Consider the following 16917-nt stretch of genomic DNA (forward strand, 5'->3'; position numbering starts at 1 on the left):
ACCCGGTGATCTCAGCTCAGCTTGACGGCTGTGGCTCCATGCCGCCTTCGGGCTCGGGACCCTTCTTGCGGCGGCCGCCGGACTTCGGCACGGCCGAGCCACGGCTCGGCGGCGTGTCGTCGCCGAGGTCGCGCGAGGGCTTGTTGCCCGCGATCAGCTGCTTGATCTCCTCGCCGGACAGCGTCTCGTATTCGAGCAGGCCCTGCGCCAGCGCGATCCATTCCTTCTTCTTCTTGGTCAGCACGGACTTCGCCGTCGAATAGGCCTCGTCGATCAGGCGGCGCACTTCGCCGTCGATTATCTGCGCGGTCTCTTCCGAGATGTTCTGCGTGCGCGCCACCGAATGGCCGAGGAACACTTCCTCCTGGTTGTCGCCATAGGCGACATGGCCGAGTTTGTCGGAGAAGCCCCAGCGCGTGACCATGGCGCGCGCCAGCTTGGTCGCCTGCTCGATGTCGGAGGAAGCACCGGACGTGATGTTCTCCTTGCCGAACTTGAACTCCTCGGCGACGCGGCCGCCCATCATGATGGCGAGGCGCGAGACCATGTATTTGTAACTCATGGAGTAGCGGTCGCCTTCCGGCAACTGCATGACCATGCCGAGTGCGCGGCCGCGCGGGATGATGGTCGCCTTGTGCAGCGGATCGGCCGACGGCACGTTGAGCGCCAGGATGGCGTGTCCGGCCTCGTGATAGGCGGTCAGTTCCTTCTCGGCCTGGGTCATGGCCGACGAGCGGCGCTCGGCGCCCATCATGATCTTGTCCTTGGCGTCCTCGAACTCGGCCATGGTGACGAGGCGCTTGTTGCGCCGCGCCGCCATCAGCGCGGATTCGTTGACTAGGTTCATCAGGTCTGCGCCGGAGAATCCGGGCGTACCACGAGCGACGACCTTGAGGTCGACATTGGGCGCCAGCGGCACGTTGCGCACATGTACCTTGAGGATCTTCTCGCGGCCGACGATGTCTGGGTTCGGCACCACCACCTGGCGGTCGAAACGGCCTGGACGCAGCAACGCCGGATCGAGCACGTCGGGCCGGTTGGTGGCGGCGATCAGGATGATGCTTTCGTTGGACTCGAAGCCGTCCATCTCGACCAGCAACTGGTTCAGCGTCTGCTCGCGCTCGTCATTGCCGCCGCCGAGGCCGGCACCGCGATGGCGGCCGACGGCGTCGATTTCGTCGATGAAGATGATGCAGGGCGCGTTCTTCTTGGCCTGGTCGAACATGTCGCGGACACGGGATGCGCCGACGCCGACGAACATCTCGACGAAATCCGAGCCCGAAATGGTGAAGAACGGCACGTTGGCTTCGCCGGCGACCGAGCGGGCAAGCAGCGTCTTGCCGGTGCCGGGAGGGCCGACCAGCAGCACGCCGCGCGGAATCTTGCCGCCGAGGCGCTGGAACTTCTGCGGATCGCGCAGGAATTCGACGATCTCCTCGAGGTCTTCCTTGGCTTCGTCGACACCGGCGACGTCCTGGAAGGTGACGCGGCCATGCGCCTCGGTAAGCAGCTTGGCCTTCGACTTGCCGAAGCCCATGGCGCGCCCGGAGCCGGACTGCATCTGGCGCATGAAGAAAATCCACACGCCGAGGATGAGGATCATCGGCAGCCACGAGATTAGATAGCCGAACAGCGAATTGGAGCCGTCGGTCTCGGGCCGCGCATTGATGGTGACGTTCTTGTCCTGCAGCCGCGAGACCAGTTGGGGATCGCCGGGCGAATAGGTCTGGAAGCCGCTGGAATTGTCGGTGTAGGTGCCGGTGATGCGGGCGCCCGCGATGGTCACCGTCTTGACCCGGCCGGCCGCGACATCCTGCAGGAACTGCGAATAAGGCACATCGCTCGAAGCCCCGCGCGTCTGCGGCGTCTGGAACAGATTGAAGAGGGCGATGAGCAGGACCGCTATGATCGCCCAGAGCGCGAGGTTGCGATAGTTCGGATTCATCAATTGTCCCGTTGGCGTCCGCGAGCGGACAGCATCATGAGAGGAAACTTGGGCCTAACATAGGGAGAGCGTACCCCCTTGCCAAGCAGAACAGCATGTCTGGGTTAAGCTTTCGGCTAGCATCAACCGGCACTGTGACCACGCAATGGCAAGGCGGGAAGCGGCGCCGTGCCGATCAACCCGGCGACGGCGCGCGCCGGGGCTAGGTCGAAGGACGGCAGGAAACGGGCAAAGGGAGCAACGACCGCCGAGGCCGCGAACCCTTGCGATGTCGGCCTATCAGGCTCCGGACCCACCTTCTCGACGGGTTGCGGCCATCCTGGTTCCGCCGCCAAGGCCGCACGCAGCAGGCTTGGCGGGGTTTCGCCCCCGCCTACAGCCAGCCGCTTCGCCGCCATTGCCCCGAATGGCGCGATCAACAATGCGCCGCCGGCGTCGTTCAATGTGATTTGGCGGCGCCCATCCCAGATGGCGCCGTCGAGCGTTACCGCCGCTGCCGGCAAGCCGCGCATCTCCCGACGCAGGAAGATGCCGGCGCGCCGGAAGTCGACCACTGTCCGCGACAATGTGGCGCAAAGAAATCCGGCTTTCAGCCGGGCGAACAACGCTTCGCCGCGGGCCTGGTCCGGAAGGAAGGCAATCCCACCTGACGTCGCCAGGAGAACGCGCAGTGCGTATACGGCCGCCCGATCGGCGCCGGCGCCGAGCAGGGCCGGATCGAGCCGGATGAGGCCCGCCGCCGGCTGGCTGGCAAAGCGGTCAATCAGACGGGCTGCCTCACCGCCAAGCCGCGTCCGGTCGCCGGCCTGCCGCGCGGCCAACGCCAGCGCGTCGTTCATGCGTTGTGCGCCAGCCTCCCCGGCAAGGGCTGCGCGCATGCGGGGCCGCTCGAAGACTTTATCGGCATTGGTCGGGTCCTCGGCCCAGCCGACTTGTTGGCGCCGCAGGAAGTCGCGTAGCGCATGGCGCCGCACGCCAAGAAGCGGTCGCACGATCCAGTCGCGCCAGTCATGCAGGGTGGCGGGCGCCATGCCGGCCAGGCCCCGTCCCTCGCCGCGGGTCGCATCGTTGCGATCGCGCCGCATCAGCACCGTCTCGGCCTGGTCGTCCGCGGTATGCCCGGTCACGATCAGGCCGATGCCTTCCGCCCGGGCGGCGCTGGCCAGCAGCCGGTAGCGCGCCTCGCGCGCCGCCGCCGGCAGGCCGGTCGACGGCTTGGCGCCGGGCCAGGCCAGGATGTGGTGGGCGATGCCGCGATCCGCGCAAAGCTTCGCCACGGTCCGCGCCTCATCGGCCGAACCTTGCCGCAAGCCGTGGTCGATCGTGGCCGCGAGCAGCTTCGCGGACGGTGCGGTTTTGTCGAGATGCTGTTTGAGAAGGAGAAGGAGCGCAGTCGAATCGCTGCCCCCGGATACGGCCGCGACGGCGCCGTTGGAAAAATCGATATGCGAAAAGAGTCCGGTCGAAAGATCAGGCCCGGTATCGAGCATCAATCCATGTCGCCAAAAAGCGGTCCCGGCTTTGGGACTGCGACATCCCTGCGAACGATCAGCACGCAGCCAAGGCCTTCTCCTGCTTGACCCGTTCCTTGAGTGTGCTGGAAATGTCGGGATAGCGCTTGCCGACCTCGCTGAAGGTGGCGCAGGCAACATCGTGCTGCTTGAGGCCGACCAGCGACACGCCCAGCTTCAACAGCATGTCGGGCGCCTTCTTGGCTTTGGGATAGTCCTTGCTGGCGGCGAGGAACACTTCCGCTGCATCGCGGTATTTCTGCTGGCCAAGCAGCGATTCCCCCAGCCAGTAATGCGCGTCCGCCGCCTTGGCGTCCTTGGGGAAGCGCGAGATATGATCCCGGAAACCCTGTTCGGCGGTGCCGTAGTCACCCGACAGGATGAACTGGTAGGAGTTGCGATAAAGCTCTTCGGGATTGTTGGTCGCGGGCAGCGCCGCGACCACCGTGCCGCCGGACTTGCCGGCCTTGGCCGGCGCGCTGGCGGCTGGTGCCGTGTCCTGTGCCGGCGCGGTCGCCTGCGTGCTGCCGCCGGCATCGATCACATTGCCGTTCTTGTCGACAGTGATGGATCCAAAGGTCTTTTCGGGCGCTCCCTTGCCGGGAATCACCTTGCCGGGGTCACCGTCGGGCGATTCGACGATGACGTCCTCGACCGTCTTGCCGCCTGTGGATTGATCGCCGCCCGGCGCGGCGCCGGCATCGGCCGGCGCCTGGGTTGCCGGGGCCGAGGCCACATCGGTGTTGGTCCCGGTGGTGGCGTCTGATTTCTTCTGCGCCGGCGGTTGACCACCTTGCGAGCCGCCTTCTAGCTGCTGGAAGCGGAACTCGTTGTCTTCCTGCTGTTTGCGGATCTGCTCCTGCATCTGCAGGATCTGGAAATTGAGTTCCTCGACCTTGCCGGTCAGCTGCCGCAATTGGTCCTCGAGCCCGGTCACGCCGGCGCCGCTCGACTGGGCGAGCTGGACCTGGTCCTGCTTTTTCTTCTCGCCGAAAAGGCTGGGCAACTCGAGTGTCGGCAGATGGAAGGAAAAGCCGGGCTCGGCTGATTGCCCTGTACCGCTCGCCGAAGCGGTTAGGCCTGATAGGAGCAGCAGCGCAAGCGTGCCGCTCAGAACCGATCTCAAATGCATGTGTCTCTCGCCGTCCAATCGTTAGCTTGTTCGCGCCTTCCAATCGATGTGAGACCAGCCAAGCGCCCTCGGCTCATAGCAGGACGCGAGACTTCGGCCAAATTTTGTTTCGGGTGTCAGGATATGAAAAAGGCGGCCTGAGAGCCGCCTTTCGCAAAGAGGTGTTGTATTTTTGCCATCTGTGCCGCGCGCGCCTTTCGGCGCGCGACGCCTCAGGAGCCAGCGCCGCTGAGCGTGGTGACGGCGCGGCGGTTCTGCGACCAGCAGGAGATGTCGTCGCATACGGCGACCGGACGTTCCTTGCCGTACGAAATCGTCTTGAGACGGCTCGCCGAAACGCCCTTGGAAACCAGGAAGTCCCGCGTGGCGGCGGCACGGCGGGCACCGAGCGCCAGATTGTATTCGCGCGTGCCGCGTTCGTCGGCATGGCCTTCGACGACGATGGCATACTGCTTGTACTGGTTCAGCCACTGTGCCTGGCGCGACAGCGTCGTCTGTGCGTCGGCACGGATCGAGGTCGAGTCCGTATCGAAGAAGATGCGGTCGCCGATGTTGACGGTGAAGTCCTGTGCCGAGCCGGGTGTTGCGGCACCCGCGCCATTGAGGCCAAGGTCAGCAGCGCTGTTCGGGGTCTTCTTCGAAGCGCAACCGGTGATGGCGAGCATCGCCACCAGCGCGATCATGGCCGGGTTTCTGGTCAGTGCTGCGATACGGCCCATGCCGCCTCTCCTTCGTATTCGAGTGATCATGTTTCGAGTGATTTCGTTGATCACCCAGTAACCACGTTTGGGTTAACTGGCATTCAAGAAACACGGTTAAAATTTGGTTTAGGCTGCCCGTCCGCAGCTGTTTTGTCATAGGCCACAGTTGGCGCGGACCCTAGGCGGAAATGCGGCTAAAACGCGACGAAGGCATGGAAAAGGGGGGCGAAATGGCCCCTTTCGACGTGTGCGGCAATTCAGCCGACCCTATTCCAGCAGCGGCGACCAGGCCGGATCCGAAGCGAAATTCGTCGTCGGGATCGGCTGCTCGTTGCGGCCGGTGAGATCAACGGAAACCAGTTTCGGGCCGCCGTTGGCGTCGCGGAAGAACATCAGCACGCGGCCATTCGGCGCCCAGGTCGGGCCTTCCTGCTGGAACCCGGACGACAGGATGCGCTCGCCCGAGCCGTCGGTCTTCATGACGCCGATCTGGAATTCGCCGCCGCTCTGCTTGGTGAAAGCGATGAGGTCGCCGCGCGGCGACCACACCGGCGTCGAATAGACGCCGTCGCCGAACGAGATGCGGGTCTGGCCCGATCCGTCGGCGCCCATGACGTAGATCTGCGCGCGACCGCCACGGTCGGAGGTGAACACCACCTTGCTGCCGTCGGGCGAATAGGAGGGCGAGGTGTCGATGGCGGTCGAGTTGGTCAGTCGCGTCGTCGAACGGCTGCGCAGGTCCATGGCGAAGATGTTGGAATTGCCGTCGTCGCGCAGCAGGCTCATGATCACCTTCTGGCCGTCGGGCGAGAAGCGCGGTGCAAACGTCATGCCTGGAAAATTGCCGACCAGTTCGCGCTGCCCCGTCTCGATCTGCAGGAGATAGACCCTGGGCTGACCGCTCTCATAGGACATGTAAGTGATTTCCTGCCGGTTCGGCGAGAAGCGCGGCGTCAGCACGATCGACCTGCCGTCCGAAAGATAGCGGACGTTGGCGCCGTCCTGGTCCATGATGGCGAGGCGCTTCTTGCGCGCGTTCTTGGCGCCGGACTCGTCGATGAACACGACGCGCGTGTCGAAATAGCCCTTCTCGCCGGTCAGCCGCTCATAGATGGCGTCGGCGATGATGTGGGCGACGCGGCGCTGATTGGCGTCGTTGGCGAAGAACTGCTCACCGGCCATCTGCTGGCCCGCGAATGTGTCCCACAGCCGGTACTGGGCGCGGATGCGGCCGTCTGCTTCCTTGCTGACGCTGCCGGTGACCAGAGCCTGCGCATTGATCACCTTCCAGTCGTCGAAGCGGGGGGTTGCGTCGGGATTGGCGATCTTCTCGATGAAGGCGCTCTTGTCGATCGGCGCGAACAGGCCGGAGCGCTTCAAATCGGCGGTGACGATCTGGGAAATCTGGGCGCCAAGTGCGTCGCCGCCCTGAAAATCGGTGATGGCGATCGGCAGCGGCTCGACATTGCCCTTGTTGACGTTGAGCTCGACGAGCGCCAGCGCCGGCAGCGTGCCGGCAGCGGTCATGCCCATCGCCATGGCTGCGATCATCAGGAGCGGCTTGAGGATTGATTTCATGTCTTCTCGCTTCTCGTACTGATTTTTGGATGACAGGGCCTTAGAGGCCGAGCATCTCCCTTGGATCGAAGGTGACCCGGATGTCATTCCAGATGTCCTGCTTGCCGGCGGGAACCTGCAGGCCGGCCATGTCGCATTTCTGAACCGCGCGCACCGCGCTCTCGTCGAACTGCCTGTTGCCGCTTGATGTTTCAACGGACGGACGGCCGTCGAGCTTGCCGGAGTTGTTCAGGTTGAAACGGACGACGACGACGAAATTCTCCGAACCCTCAAGCCCGGCCGGCAAGGTCCAGCAACCGCCGAGCTGGCTTTCCAGGGCACCCTGCTCCGACTTCGACAGCTTTTGGCCCTGATCCTTGTCGCCGCCGAGCGACGCTTGCTGCGTCGAGCGCTTGGCGCCGCCGCCGGACGGCTTCTGCTTGTCGAGCAGCGCCGAAATCTCATTGGCGTTGAACTGCTTGTCGTCCGACTTTGGCTTGGACGAGGCTTCCTTGACTGGCTTGTCGGCATCCTTGCGTTCCGGCGCCTTGGCGCTTTCGGCCTGTGCCGGCTGTGGCTTCGGCCGGGCCTCGGGCGCGGGCGCCGAATTCGGCAACTGCGTCTCCTCGGTGGGCGGGTCCTTGGCTATGGCCTCGGCGACGGCGTCCGGCTTGACCTCGGGCGTCGGATCGATGGCGGCGGTCTTGTCCTGCGGCGGCGGTGTCGGCGCGGGCTTTGCCGGAGTCGGCTTGGGCTCGGTCTGCTTGACCGGCTCAGGCTTGACCTCTTCCTTGGGCGTCGGCGCTGGCGCCACTTCCGTCGCCGGAATGGGCTTGGGCTTTTCCTGCGGCTTCGGCACGTCCTCGGTCTTCGGGATCTCCTTCGGGGTGGGCGCTGGCGCCGGAGCCGAGGTCGTGTCGACGGGTTTCGGCTTGGCTTCAGGCGTTATCGGCTTGTCGGTATCGACGCTGTTTTCGCCGACCTTCTGTGCATTCGGGACGATATCGGGACGCTGCGTCGGCAACGGCGCCGGCTTTTCATGCATGACGGCCTTCTTGTCGCCCTGCAGGGTCTGCGCAATGGCTTCCATCGGCACGATGTCGACCGCGACCGACTCGACATCGGCGGACGGAAGCGCGGCCGGCGCCGACAGCGTGAACAGGCCGAAGGCCAGCACCGCCGTGTGCAAGATCACCGATGTGGTGAGGCCGGTCCTCATCGTGCGTCTATTGATCCTGTTCCTGCAGTGAAACCAGGCCGATGTTCTTGTAGCCAGCGGCCGAAATGCGGGCCATCACCTTCATCGCCGTGCCGTAGTCGGTCGACTTGTCGCCGCGGATGAAGATGCGCTCTTCATAGCCGGTCTTCGAGATCGCCTGCAGCTTGGCCACCAGCTCCTCGATCGGAATCTCGGTTTCCTGCAGGAAGATCTTGCCGGTCGCATCGATCGAGACGGTGATCGGCTGGGTGTCGGCATTCATCGCCTTGGCCTGCGTGTCGGGCAGGTCGATCGGCACGCCGACCGTCAGCATCGGTGCCGCGACCATGAAGATGATCAGGAGCACCAGCATGACGTCGACCATCGGCGTCACGTTGATCTCCGACATCAGTGCATGGTGGCGCCCACGCCGTCTATGACCTCGGCCGCCACGTCCACCACCTGCGCCTACAGACATTCCCATGATCGTCCCTCAAGCCTTCGGCGCGACTTTTTCATCGATTTGGCGCGAGAGTATGGCGGAGAACTCGTCGGAGAACCCTTCCATGCGCACGGCAATCTTGCTCGCATCCGATGACAGCTTGTTATAGGCGATGACCGCCGGGATAGCGGCGAGCAGGCCGATGGCTGTCGCCAGCAGCGCCTCGGCGATACCGGGCGCAACCACCGCGAGGCTGGTGTTCTTGGAGCCGGCAATGGCCTGGAAGGAGGTCATGATACCGATGACCGTGCCGAACAGGCCGATGAAGGGGGCGGCCGAACCGGTGGTGGCGAGGAAGCCGAGGCGCCCCTCCAGCTTCTCCATCTCGCGGGTCAGCGCCAGGTCCATGGCCTTGTCGATGCGGGTCTGCAGCCCGAGCGGCGTCTTGGCGCCCTTCTCGAAGCTCTTCTTCCACTCGCGCATGGCGGCGACGAAGATGGCGCCCATGCCTGTCGTCTTGCGGTCGGCAAGGGTGCGGTAGAGTTCCTCCAGCGACTGCCCGGACCAGAAAACCTGCTCGAAGCGGTTCAGCGCCAGGCGCATGCGGCCATAGGCAACCAGCTTGTCGACGATGATCGCCCATGTCCACACCGAGGCGCAGAGCAGCCCGATCATGACCAGCTTGACCACCCAGCTGGCCTGCATGAACAAGGCCCAAATCGACAATTGCGCGCCCGGTTCGGCGAGTGCGATATTTTCCATCGTTACGTCCTTAAGATTTCCGGGCGAAGCTGGCGGCTGGCCCATGGCATCCCTTGTGGTCGGTTCGCACGAAGCTACCGGACACCCCAAACCGTGCCGTTAGCGGCCTTTTCGGGGCAAATATTGGTGAAAGGAAGGCGCTGGATAACGCCAATCTTCACCAATCTCTTCATGAACCGTTATGGTTAAGGATGGGTTAGTCCATAAGGCGCGGCGCATTGCCGCGCCCCAGCGGCGCCGCCGGCGAAGTCAGCACGCGATCCGTCCAATCAGTCTTGGGGAAAGACCTTGGGCATGAACGCCGCCACCCATTCCCTGGGAAAACGCCTCGGCCGGCCGTTCTCGCCGATGATCGCCGCCTCGACCTTGGCCTCGACCAGCACCTCGTCGCCGCGCTTGAGCTGCTGTGCCATGAAGAGACGCGCGCCGGAAATGGTCTCGGTGCGGGTATCGACGGTCAGGATGTCATCGATACGGGCGGGGATGCGGAAGTCGATCTCCATGCGGCGCACCACCCACACGATCTTCTCGCCGTGCTTGCCGTCGGCGAGTTCGGTGTGATGCACGCCGGTGAGCCTGAGATAGTCGGAGCGGCCGCGCTCGAGGAATTCGAGATAGCGCGCGTGATAGACGATGCCCGAGAAATCGGTATCGGCATAATAGACCCGCGCCATCAGCCGGTGGCCGAACTCGGTCAGCGCACCGGAAAGCCCGGCCAGCAATGCCGCGGATTCACCATGATCGCCCATTGCGCTTCCCTTTTGGATGCCGACGCGGCAGGTATTTTCTTGGCGCATGAACCCGATGGCACTGTTGACGACGATGATCAAGAGCTTGATGGCGGTCGTGCTGGCGCTGGCCGCTTCTACACTTTCGGGTGAGGCGGCGACCTTCTCCATGAAGCGTGGTCTCAATCTCGACCAGTGGGTCACCTGGCCCGGTGAGGATCAGTGGGATGATGCCAAGGCCATCCTGCCCTACCCGGAATGGCGCCAATTCCTCAACGAGGACGACCTCAAGGCGCTGAAGGATGCCGGCTTCGATTTCCTGCGCATGCCGGTCGATCCGTCGCCTTTCCTCTCGGACAAGACAACGGACCTTCGTGACCAACTCTATGCCAGCGTGCTGGACTCGGCGCGCATGATCAATCGCGCCGGGCTGAAGGTCATCGTCGACATGCACCTGATTCCGGCCGGCGGCGGCCGCAAGATCGGCATGGGCGAGGTGATGGACGGCCCCGCGACCTTCGACCGCTATGTCGAGGTGGTTCGCGGCATGGCGCGCAAGCTGGCCGCCGAAGATCCCGAAAAGGTCGCTTTCGAGCCGATGAACGAGCCGATCGTCGATTGCGACAGCGACGGCACCAGCCTGTGGCCCGACCGCCAGCGCAAGCTGTTCGCGGCGGCGCGCGCCTCGGCGACGAAACTGACGCTGGTCCTGACCGGAGCTTGCTATTCCGCTGCTTCGTCTCTGGAAAAGATCGACCCGAAGACGATCCCCGACGACAACGTCATCTGGACCTTCCACTCCTACGACCCGTTCCTGCTCACCCATCAGGGCGCGACCTGGGCCGGCGACTTCATTCCCTATGTGACCGGCCTTCCCTATCCTTTGACCGCTGTGCCGAAGGCGCAGCTTGATGTGACGCTGGACACCATCCGCGCCCGGATCAAGGCCGAGGCGCCGTGGACACGTCAGAATGGCCTGCTTGCCTATCTCGACGAGCAGGTCGCCAGCATGGACAGCGCCGACAAGCTGCTTGGCTTGATGGATGCGCCGTTCAAGGCTGTCGAAGCTTGGGCGAAGGCCAACGGCATCAAGCCGGAAGACATCACGCTGGGCGAGTTCGGCATGATCCGCCAGGAGTATGGCAATGCCTATGTGATGCCGGCCGAATATCGGGCCGCCTATGTCAGGGACATGATCGCTCGGGCCGAAGCGCATGGCTTCTCATGGTCGGTGTGGAGCTATGGCGGGGCTTTCGGCGTCGTCGGCGCGTTCAATGGCGACAAGGCCGAGCCTGACGTGCTGGACGCAATCCGAAGCCTGCCCTGACGCGCTGGTCAGCCGAGGTCGATCTGCAGGATTTCCGGACGCATTCCGAAACGGATCGGCAAATTGCTGAAGCCAAGCCCGCCCGAGACGATCAGGTTGCGGTCGTTCTCGACGACATGGCCATAGGCGTAGCGGTTGCCGAACTGGGACGGCACGATCGGCGAATAGCCGAACAGGCGCACCTGCCCGCCATGGGTGTGTCCCGATAGCGTCAGCGACACACGCCACGGCACTTTTGGAAAAATGTCCGGTTCGTGCGCCAGCAGGATGACGGGCGCGGCGTCGCTGATTTTGGCCAGCGTGCCGTCGAGATCATCCAATCCCCTGGGAGGCTCGTGCTTCTTTTTCGGCAACAGCGCCAACTGATCGGCGAGGCCGGCGATCCAGACGCCATGTCCGTCCTTTTCCAGACGCACGGCGTCGTTCTCCAGCACCGTGATGCCGGCTTTCTCCAGTGCCTTACGCGCGATCGTCGGGCCGACTTCGGCACGCTGCGCGAAGCCGTCGGCCCACCAGTCGTGATTGCCAAGGATCGACAGCACGCCGAGCGGCGCCTTGAGGCCCGACAGGGCGCCAGCCCATTCCGGCGGCGTCACCCTTTGCGACACCAGGCGCATGCCGGCTATGTAGTCGCCGAGTAGCACGATCAGGTCCGGCTTAAGGGCATTCGCCTCTTCGGCAAGCGAAGCGATCCGCTCCGGCGTCATCCACGGCCGGCAGGCATGGATGTCGGCCAGCGCGACGACCCGCAGCTTCAATCCGGCCGGCCAATGCGGTGGCGTCAGCGCATAGCGCTTCACATGCGTCAGCAGCATCGGCTCGATGCCGACGGCGTAGGCGCTGAAGGAGGCGACCGACAGGAACGACCCGCCGATAAAGCGCAGGAACCCGCGTCTGGTTATCATCAAGTGGCTCCGGCACCTCACTTCGGCATGCGCTGCTACATGTCACCCAAAAGCGATCTCGGTCGGGAGGAGGACATGCAGGGATGCAGCGCACCCGATACAATCCAGCAATACGCCGGTAAACCGGCGAAGATGAGGAGAATTTGCGCAGGCCCGTTCACTGATGCTTGATCGCTGGTCCGGGAAACCCGCGCCCGATCGCTTGCGTGGCTATTCTTCCTGGAACAGATTGATCTGCTGCTGCGCCAGATCTTTCGGCGCATCGAGGCCGAGATGGCGCCAGGCATTGGCGGTCAGCACGCGCCCGCGCGGCGTACGCTGGATAAATCCCTGCTGGATCAGATAGGGCTCGATGATGTCCTCGATGGCATCGCGCGGCTCGGACAGGCCGGCGGCGATGGTCTCGATGCCGACCGGACCGCCGCCGAAATTCCGGGCGATCATGCTGAGATAGCGGCGGTCGAGGGCGTCGAGGCCGAGCGCGTCGACTTCGAGCCGGGTCAAGGCCTCGTCGGCGATCAGGCGGTCGACATGGCCGTCGCCGGCGACCGAGGCGAAATCGCGCACGCGCCGCAGCAACCGGCCGGCAATGCGCGGCGTGCCGCGCGCGCGCCGTGCGATTTCCAGCGCACCGTCGTCGCCGAGTGGCATCTGCAGGATGCGCGCGCCGCGCCGGACGATCTGCTCCAACTCCTCGACGGTGTAGAAATTGAGCCGCACCGGGATGCCGAAGCGGTCGCGCAACGGATTGGTAAGCAGGCCGAGCCGCGTGGTGGCGGCGACCAGCGTGAAGCGCGCCAGGTCGATCTTCACCGAACGCGCCGCCGGTCCCTCGCCGATGATCAGGTCGAGCTGGAAATCCTCCATCGCCGGATAGAGGATTTCCTCCACGGCCGGGTTGAGCCTGTGGATTTCGTCGATGAACAGCACGTCGCCTTCTTCGAGATTGGTAAGCAATGCCGCGAGATCGCCGGCCTTGGCGATGACCGGACCCGAGGTCGAGCGGAAATTGACACCGAGTTCGCGCGCCATGATCTGCGCCAGCGTCGTCTTGCCCAGCCCCGGCGGTCCGACGAACAGCACATGGTCGAGCGCTTCCTTGCGGCCCTTGGCTGCCTCTATGAAGACTTTGAGATTGGCCCGCACCGCCGCCTGGCCGACGAAATCGTCAAGTGTTTGCGGCCGCAAGGTCTGCTCGGCATCCTCGCCGCGCTTTTCCGGTGCAATGAGGCGGGGGGAAAGGCTCATGGGACCTTCCTTGCACAGGGCAGCGCCCCGAACAAGCGATGGCTCACCGTGCCAGTTCCTTCAGCCCAAAACGGATCAGTTTGGACGCGTCGGCGCCCTCGCCCGCCGTCTTCAGCGCTGCCGACACCGCGTTGGCGGCGGTGTCGCGGGAATAGCCGAGATTGACCAGTGCCGAGACTGCGTCGGTGATCGGCGCGGGCGCTACGCCTTCGCCGAGTTCCTGCTTGAGCCCAATGGTGCCGGTGGCGGCGCCCGCATAGGCAGGCGCCTTGTTCTTCAACTCGGTGACGATGCGCTCGGCCACCTTCTTGCCGACGCCGGGCGCGCGGGAAACCATGGCGATGTCGCGCAGTGCAATGGCATTTGCAAGATCAGCCGGCGCCAGCGTCGACAAGATGGCCAGCGCCACCTTGGCGCCGACTCCCGGCACATTGTTCATCAGCAACCGGAACCATTCGCGCTCGAGCCGCGACTGAAAGCCGTAGAGCCGCAGCATATCCTCGCGCACATAGGTCTCGATGAACAGCACCACCGCTTCGCCGGGCGAAGGCAGTGCGGCCAGCGTGCGTGCCGAGCAATAGGCGACGTAGCCGACGCCGTGGATATCGACGAGACAATGGTCTTCGTCGACCTCGTCGAGCGTACCCTTGAGCTTGCCGATCATTCGCCGCGGCCCCTCATGACGCCAATGCCGCCATGCGATACGCCACGCTTTGCCGGTGATGCGCGTGACAAATGGCGACGGCCAGCGCGTCGGCGGCATGTTCGGTGTCGAAGATCGCTTTAGGCAGCAGCACCTTCACCATCATGTGGATCTGCTTCTTGTCGCCATGACCGACGCCGATCACCGCTTTCTTCACCGCGTTCGGCGCATATTCGGCGACGACGAGGCCGGCGCGCGCCGGCACCAGCATGGCGATGCCGCGCGCCTGGCCGAGCTTCAGCGTCGCCACGGCATCCTTGTTGACGAAGGTCTGTTCGACCGCGGCCTCATGCGGCATGGCCCGATGCAGGATTTCGGCGAGCCCGTCATGCAGCTGGCAGAGCCGCGTCGCCAGCGCCGCCTTGTCCTCCGAGCGCACGGTCCCCGCAGCAACAAAGCGCAAGGAATTGCCGAGACTCTCGACGATGCCCCAACCGGTGCGCCTGAGCCCCGGATCGATACCGATGATGCGAATCGCGTCCCCCATGCCGTGAGTGTACCTCCGGCGGACAGCGATGCCAGCGAAAAGTGAACAAACCGGAAACGCTTGCCCAGCCCGACCGAGAAGGCCTCGACGTTTCTCAGTTGCGGGCGAACGCCGTGTTGAGGAGGCTGATCTGGTCCGAGACCGGATTGGGCCGGCGAGCCACGCGCTGCATGTCGACCACGGCACCCGCGCCATAGATCTCTTCGTCCATGCGGCGCACCAATGCCTGCAGTCGCAACGATCGGTTGACGAGATCGAGGAAATCGGTCGGCAGTTCGGCCCAGCCGGCCGCCTCGTCATGGGCGGAAGCGGTGTCGAGACGCACCTTGGATTTTTCCGAAGCGACTTGATCGCGGGTCATCTCGCCGGAATTCGCCGCACGCTGCAAAAGCAGCCACGAGGCAACCTGCATCAGCCTGGTGGTTAGCCGCATCGATTCGGCCGCGTAGAGCGTGGCCGCCAGCCGCGACAGTTTCTTGGCTTCTGCCCGGCCCTTGCCGTCGAGATACTCCGCCGCCTGTTCGACCAGGCCCATGCCTTCTTGGTAAAGCGGTTTGAAGGAGTGCGAAAACACCCGGCGTTCCGCCAGTTTGACGGTTTTCGCAATGCCCTTCGAAGGCTCGTTCATTGATAACGCCCCTGCACTTGCAACCGGCCGATTCGGCTCTCTGCCGATACACCCGTGACCCTACAAAACTGAAGCTTGAAAATGCGCTTCGTCCGAGGTGAAGGCAAGCACATGTTTAACAGAAGGTTAACGGCTATCGGCCGTGCGGAATGCCGCCTGAACGTGGACAAAAAAAGAGCCGCGGATAAGGCGGCTCTCAGGAGTTTAACAGGGAGGCGTCAAACAAAGTGGCTCCAACCACTCGGTAAGAATCCAGATCACTGGATGGACATAGTAAACGCCTGTAAAGCTTAATGAACCCTTAACGGCCGTGATGTTTTTTTACCCAACATCGTGCTCCTGTGCCGTGACAACACAGCCGTACCGGCCGAGTTCAACCTCCACTCAGACTTTTTTCCACACCACCGGCAAGGCAATGAAGGCGAACAGCAGCATGCCCGCGTAGAAGCCGATCGAAGATATCCCCAGCAACGGCTCGATCCCCGGATTTCCGGCGAGAAGTATATAAAGGCCGATCATCAGCCCGATGCCGCTGATTGCCGTCAGCCAGAAATGGACGGGGGCCAACGTCTTTTGCCCGGCAGCCGGAAACAGGTGGTAAAAGAACGCGAAGACCGCCGACATCAGCCAACCGGCCACCATCGTGTGGGCGTGGGTCGGCATCTGGCCGTGGTCTTCGCTGATCGCCATGTGGATGCCGAGTGCCATGCCGCACAGCGCGTAGATGATCGCCAACGTGAAGAAATTCCGTGCTACCCCTTGCATGTTAGTCCCCCGAATTGCCTTTTCCCAAGCTGGGAATGGTTGATCGTCAGGCGAGCGCTGTCGCCGCCGCATTTCTGGCGTCGGCACTAGCATCGACAGTGTTTCCGGACGATGTCGCCCCCCGACGCTGCCGACGATAGCAGAAAACCGGGCGGCGGTTCATCATATTGGTTTCTGCTTTCATTAGCCGGCGCTCTGAAACACAGCTGGCTTTTCCTCGACATCGTTCCGAAACAGCCGCGGCGCTAAACGCTGAGGCATCGAAGCGGCGGGCGGGCAATGGCGCGGCCTCGCCAGTAATCATTGGGCATCGGGGACAAAGCCATGGATTGGTATTCCATCGTCAAATTGCTGCACATCCTTTCGGCGATGCTTTGGGTCGGGGGCGGCTTCACGCTGATGGTGCAGGCGACGTTGGCGGATCGTGCCGGCAACATACAGGGAACGCTGCAGGCGATGCGTGCCACCGGCGAGCTGGGCAACCGCTTCTTCGCGCCGATGTCGATGCTGACATTGGTCTTCGGATTGGTCATGTGCTGGTTCTGGATCGGCTTCTCCGATCTCTGGGTCCTGATCGGGCTTGCCGGCTACGCCACGACCTTCTGCATCGGCATGTTCGTCTTCAAGCCGACCGCCGACCGCATGGCCGCGATGATCGCCAGGGATGGCGTGACGCCGGCCGCACTTGGCTATGGACAGCGCATCCTGCGGGCAGCCCGTTTCGACTATGCGGTCATGCTCGTCATCATCACAGACATGGTTCTGAAGCCTACCCTGCACGACGTCGTGATTCTCGCCGGCATGGTGGTGGTCCTTGCCGCCGGTGCGACAATGGCGCTCAGCCGGCCAAGACGCATGGTGCCCAGCGCCGCCTGACG

Annotated in this window: 17 protein-coding genes; 2 read left to right on the forward strand and 15 right to left on the reverse strand. The window is 63.7% G+C overall.

Annotated elements, in window-relative coordinates; translation table 11 throughout:
• Positions 1-16: 16 nt before the first annotated feature.
• The 9 genes from ftsH to ybgC form a co-directional block, all read right to left on the reverse strand.
• Positions 17-1945 (reverse strand): ATP-dependent zinc metalloprotease FtsH, encoded by a 1929-nt coding sequence (gene ftsH / locus AC3CB8_RS01845; RefSeq protein WP_023775386.1) that lies wholly within the window; start codon positions 1943-1945, stop codon positions 17-19.
• A 122-nt stretch (positions 1946-2067) separates the two neighbouring features.
• Complete coding sequence (gene tilS, locus AC3CB8_RS01850; RefSeq protein ID WP_352567038.1) at positions 2068-3435, reverse strand: tRNA lysidine(34) synthetase TilS; 1368 nt, start codon at positions 3433-3435, stop codon at positions 2068-2070.
• Positions 3436-3493: 58 nt separating this feature from the next.
• On the reverse strand, positions 3494-4588 hold the full coding sequence (ybgF, locus tag AC3CB8_RS01855) for a tol-pal system protein YbgF (protein WP_023771670.1): 1095 nt from the start codon (positions 4586-4588) through the stop codon (positions 3494-3496).
• 212 nt (positions 4589-4800) lie between these two features.
• Positions 4801-5307 carry a peptidoglycan-associated lipoprotein Pal gene (gene pal / locus AC3CB8_RS01860; RefSeq protein WP_015315272.1) on the reverse strand — a complete coding sequence of 169 codons (507 nt, stop codon included), beginning with the start codon at positions 5305-5307 and terminating at the stop codon, positions 4801-4803.
• A gap of 249 nt (positions 5308-5556) precedes the next feature.
• Entirely contained in the window at positions 5557-6840 is a 1284-nt protein-coding gene (tolB, locus tag AC3CB8_RS01865; RefSeq protein ID WP_488377367.1) for a Tol-Pal system beta propeller repeat protein TolB, read from the reverse strand.
• A gap of 67 nt (positions 6841-6907) precedes the next feature.
• A complete protein-coding gene (locus AC3CB8_RS01870) occupies positions 6908-8065 on the reverse strand; it encodes a TonB family protein (protein ID WP_015315269.1) in 1158 nt (385 codons plus the stop codon).
• A 7-nt stretch (positions 8066-8072) separates the two neighbouring features.
• Positions 8073-8528, reverse strand: a complete 456-nt coding sequence (tolR, locus tag AC3CB8_RS01875) for a protein TolR (RefSeq protein ID WP_023784270.1) — start codon at positions 8526-8528, stop codon at positions 8073-8075.
• A 9-nt stretch (positions 8529-8537) separates the two neighbouring features.
• Complete coding sequence (tolQ, locus tag AC3CB8_RS01880) at positions 8538-9248, reverse strand: protein TolQ (protein WP_023771675.1); 711 nt, start codon at positions 9246-9248, stop codon at positions 8538-8540.
• Between the two features lie 269 nt (positions 9249-9517).
• Complete coding sequence (ybgC, locus tag AC3CB8_RS01885) at positions 9518-9997, reverse strand: tol-pal system-associated acyl-CoA thioesterase (RefSeq protein WP_352726519.1); 480 nt, start codon at positions 9995-9997, stop codon at positions 9518-9520.
• Positions 9998-10052: 55 nt separating this feature from the next.
• Here ybgC and AC3CB8_RS01890 point away from each other — a divergent pair, with 55 nt between their 5' ends.
• The gene (locus tag AC3CB8_RS01890) at positions 10053-11303 is read left to right on the forward strand and encodes a glycoside hydrolase family 5 protein (RefSeq protein WP_023794863.1); all 1251 of its coding nucleotides are present in this window, start codon (positions 10053-10055) and stop codon (positions 11301-11303) included.
• Between the two features lie 8 nt (positions 11304-11311).
• Here AC3CB8_RS01890 and AC3CB8_RS01895 read toward each other — a convergent pair whose 3' ends face one another.
• The 6 genes from AC3CB8_RS01895 to AC3CB8_RS01920 form a co-directional block, all read right to left on the reverse strand.
• Entirely contained in the window at positions 11312-12208 is an 897-nt protein-coding gene (locus AC3CB8_RS01895; protein WP_023771678.1) for a metallophosphoesterase, read from the reverse strand.
• Between the two features lie 210 nt (positions 12209-12418).
• On the reverse strand, positions 12419-13456 hold the full coding sequence (ruvB, locus tag AC3CB8_RS01900; protein WP_023784268.1) for a Holliday junction branch migration DNA helicase RuvB: 1038 nt from the start codon (positions 13454-13456) through the stop codon (positions 12419-12421).
• A 43-nt stretch (positions 13457-13499) separates the two neighbouring features.
• The gene (gene ruvA, locus AC3CB8_RS01905; RefSeq protein ID WP_352567315.1) at positions 13500-14120 is read right to left on the reverse strand and encodes a Holliday junction branch migration protein RuvA; all 621 of its coding nucleotides are present in this window, start codon (positions 14118-14120) and stop codon (positions 13500-13502) included.
• A gap of 13 nt (positions 14121-14133) precedes the next feature.
• A complete protein-coding gene (ruvC, locus tag AC3CB8_RS01910; protein WP_023794858.1) occupies positions 14134-14646 on the reverse strand; it encodes a crossover junction endodeoxyribonuclease RuvC in 513 nt (170 codons plus the stop codon).
• Positions 14647-14740: 94 nt separating this feature from the next.
• Positions 14741-15274: a protease adaptor protein RcdA gene (rcdA, locus tag AC3CB8_RS01915; RefSeq protein ID WP_352567313.1), complete on the reverse strand. Its 534-nt coding sequence runs from the start codon at positions 15272-15274 to the stop codon at positions 14741-14743.
• A 384-nt stretch (positions 15275-15658) separates the two neighbouring features.
• Positions 15659-16039 (reverse strand): hypothetical protein, encoded by a 381-nt coding sequence (locus AC3CB8_RS01920; protein WP_352567323.1) that lies wholly within the window; start codon positions 16037-16039, stop codon positions 15659-15661.
• Between the two features lie 324 nt (positions 16040-16363).
• On the opposite strand from AC3CB8_RS01920, the gene AC3CB8_RS01925 reads away from it, so the two are divergent.
• Positions 16364-16915 carry a DUF2269 family protein gene (locus tag AC3CB8_RS01925; RefSeq protein ID WP_352564044.1) on the forward strand — a complete coding sequence of 184 codons (552 nt, stop codon included), beginning with the start codon at positions 16364-16366 and terminating at the stop codon, positions 16913-16915.
• Positions 16916-16917: the final 2 nt, after the last annotated feature.

The sequence above is a fragment of the Mesorhizobium sp. P160927 genome (assembly GCF_057766385.1).

What these genes read in the sequence shown, in the direction of transcription:
- ftsH (WP_023775386.1), bottom strand. Translation starts at nt 1,945, where the DNA reads ATGAATCCGAACTATCGCAACCTCGCGCTCTGGGCGATCATAGCGGTC.
- tilS (WP_352567038.1), bottom strand. Translation starts at nt 3,435, where the DNA reads ATGCTCGATACCGGGCCTGATCTTTCGACCGGACTCTTTTCGCATATC.
- ybgF (WP_023771670.1), bottom strand. Translation starts at nt 4,588, where the DNA reads ATGCATTTGAGATCGGTTCTGAGCGGCACGCTTGCGCTGCTGCTCCTA.
- pal (WP_015315272.1), bottom strand. Translation starts at nt 5,307, where the DNA reads ATGGGCCGTATCGCAGCACTGACCAGAAACCCGGCCATGATCGCGCTG.
- tolB (WP_488377367.1), bottom strand. Translation starts at nt 6,840, where the DNA reads ATGATCGCAGCCATGGCGATGGGCATGACCGCTGCCGGCACGCTGCCG.
- AC3CB8_RS01870 (WP_015315269.1), bottom strand. Translation starts at nt 8,065, where the DNA reads ATGAGGACCGGCCTCACCACATCGGTGATCTTGCACACGGCGGTGCTG.
- tolR (WP_023784270.1), bottom strand. Translation starts at nt 8,528, where the DNA reads ATGGGAATGTCTGTAGGCGCAGGTGGTGGACGTGGCGGCCGAGGTCAT.
- tolQ (WP_023771675.1), bottom strand. Translation starts at nt 9,248, where the DNA reads ATGGAAAATATCGCACTCGCCGAACCGGGCGCGCAATTGTCGATTTGG.
- ybgC (WP_352726519.1), bottom strand. Translation starts at nt 9,997, where the DNA reads ATGGGCGATCATGGTGAATCCGCGGCATTGCTGGCCGGGCTTTCCGGT.
- AC3CB8_RS01890 (WP_023794863.1), top strand. Translation starts at nt 10,053, where the DNA reads ATGGCACTGTTGACGACGATGATCAAGAGCTTGATGGCGGTCGTGCTG.
- AC3CB8_RS01895 (WP_023771678.1), bottom strand. Translation starts at nt 12,208, where the DNA reads ATGATAACCAGACGCGGGTTCCTGCGCTTTATCGGCGGGTCGTTCCTG.
- ruvB (WP_023784268.1), bottom strand. Translation starts at nt 13,456, where the DNA reads ATGAGCCTTTCCCCCCGCCTCATTGCACCGGAAAAGCGCGGCGAGGAT.
- ruvA (WP_352567315.1), bottom strand. Translation starts at nt 14,120, where the DNA reads ATGATCGGCAAGCTCAAGGGTACGCTCGACGAGGTCGACGAAGACCAT.
- ruvC (WP_023794858.1), bottom strand. Translation starts at nt 14,646, where the DNA reads ATGGGGGACGCGATTCGCATCATCGGTATCGATCCGGGGCTCAGGCGC.
- rcdA (WP_352567313.1), bottom strand. Translation starts at nt 15,274, where the DNA reads ATGAACGAGCCTTCGAAGGGCATTGCGAAAACCGTCAAACTGGCGGAA.
- AC3CB8_RS01920 (WP_352567323.1), bottom strand. Translation starts at nt 16,039, where the DNA reads ATGCAAGGGGTAGCACGGAATTTCTTCACGTTGGCGATCATCTACGCG.
- AC3CB8_RS01925 (WP_352564044.1), top strand. Translation starts at nt 16,364, where the DNA reads ATGGATTGGTATTCCATCGTCAAATTGCTGCACATCCTTTCGGCGATG.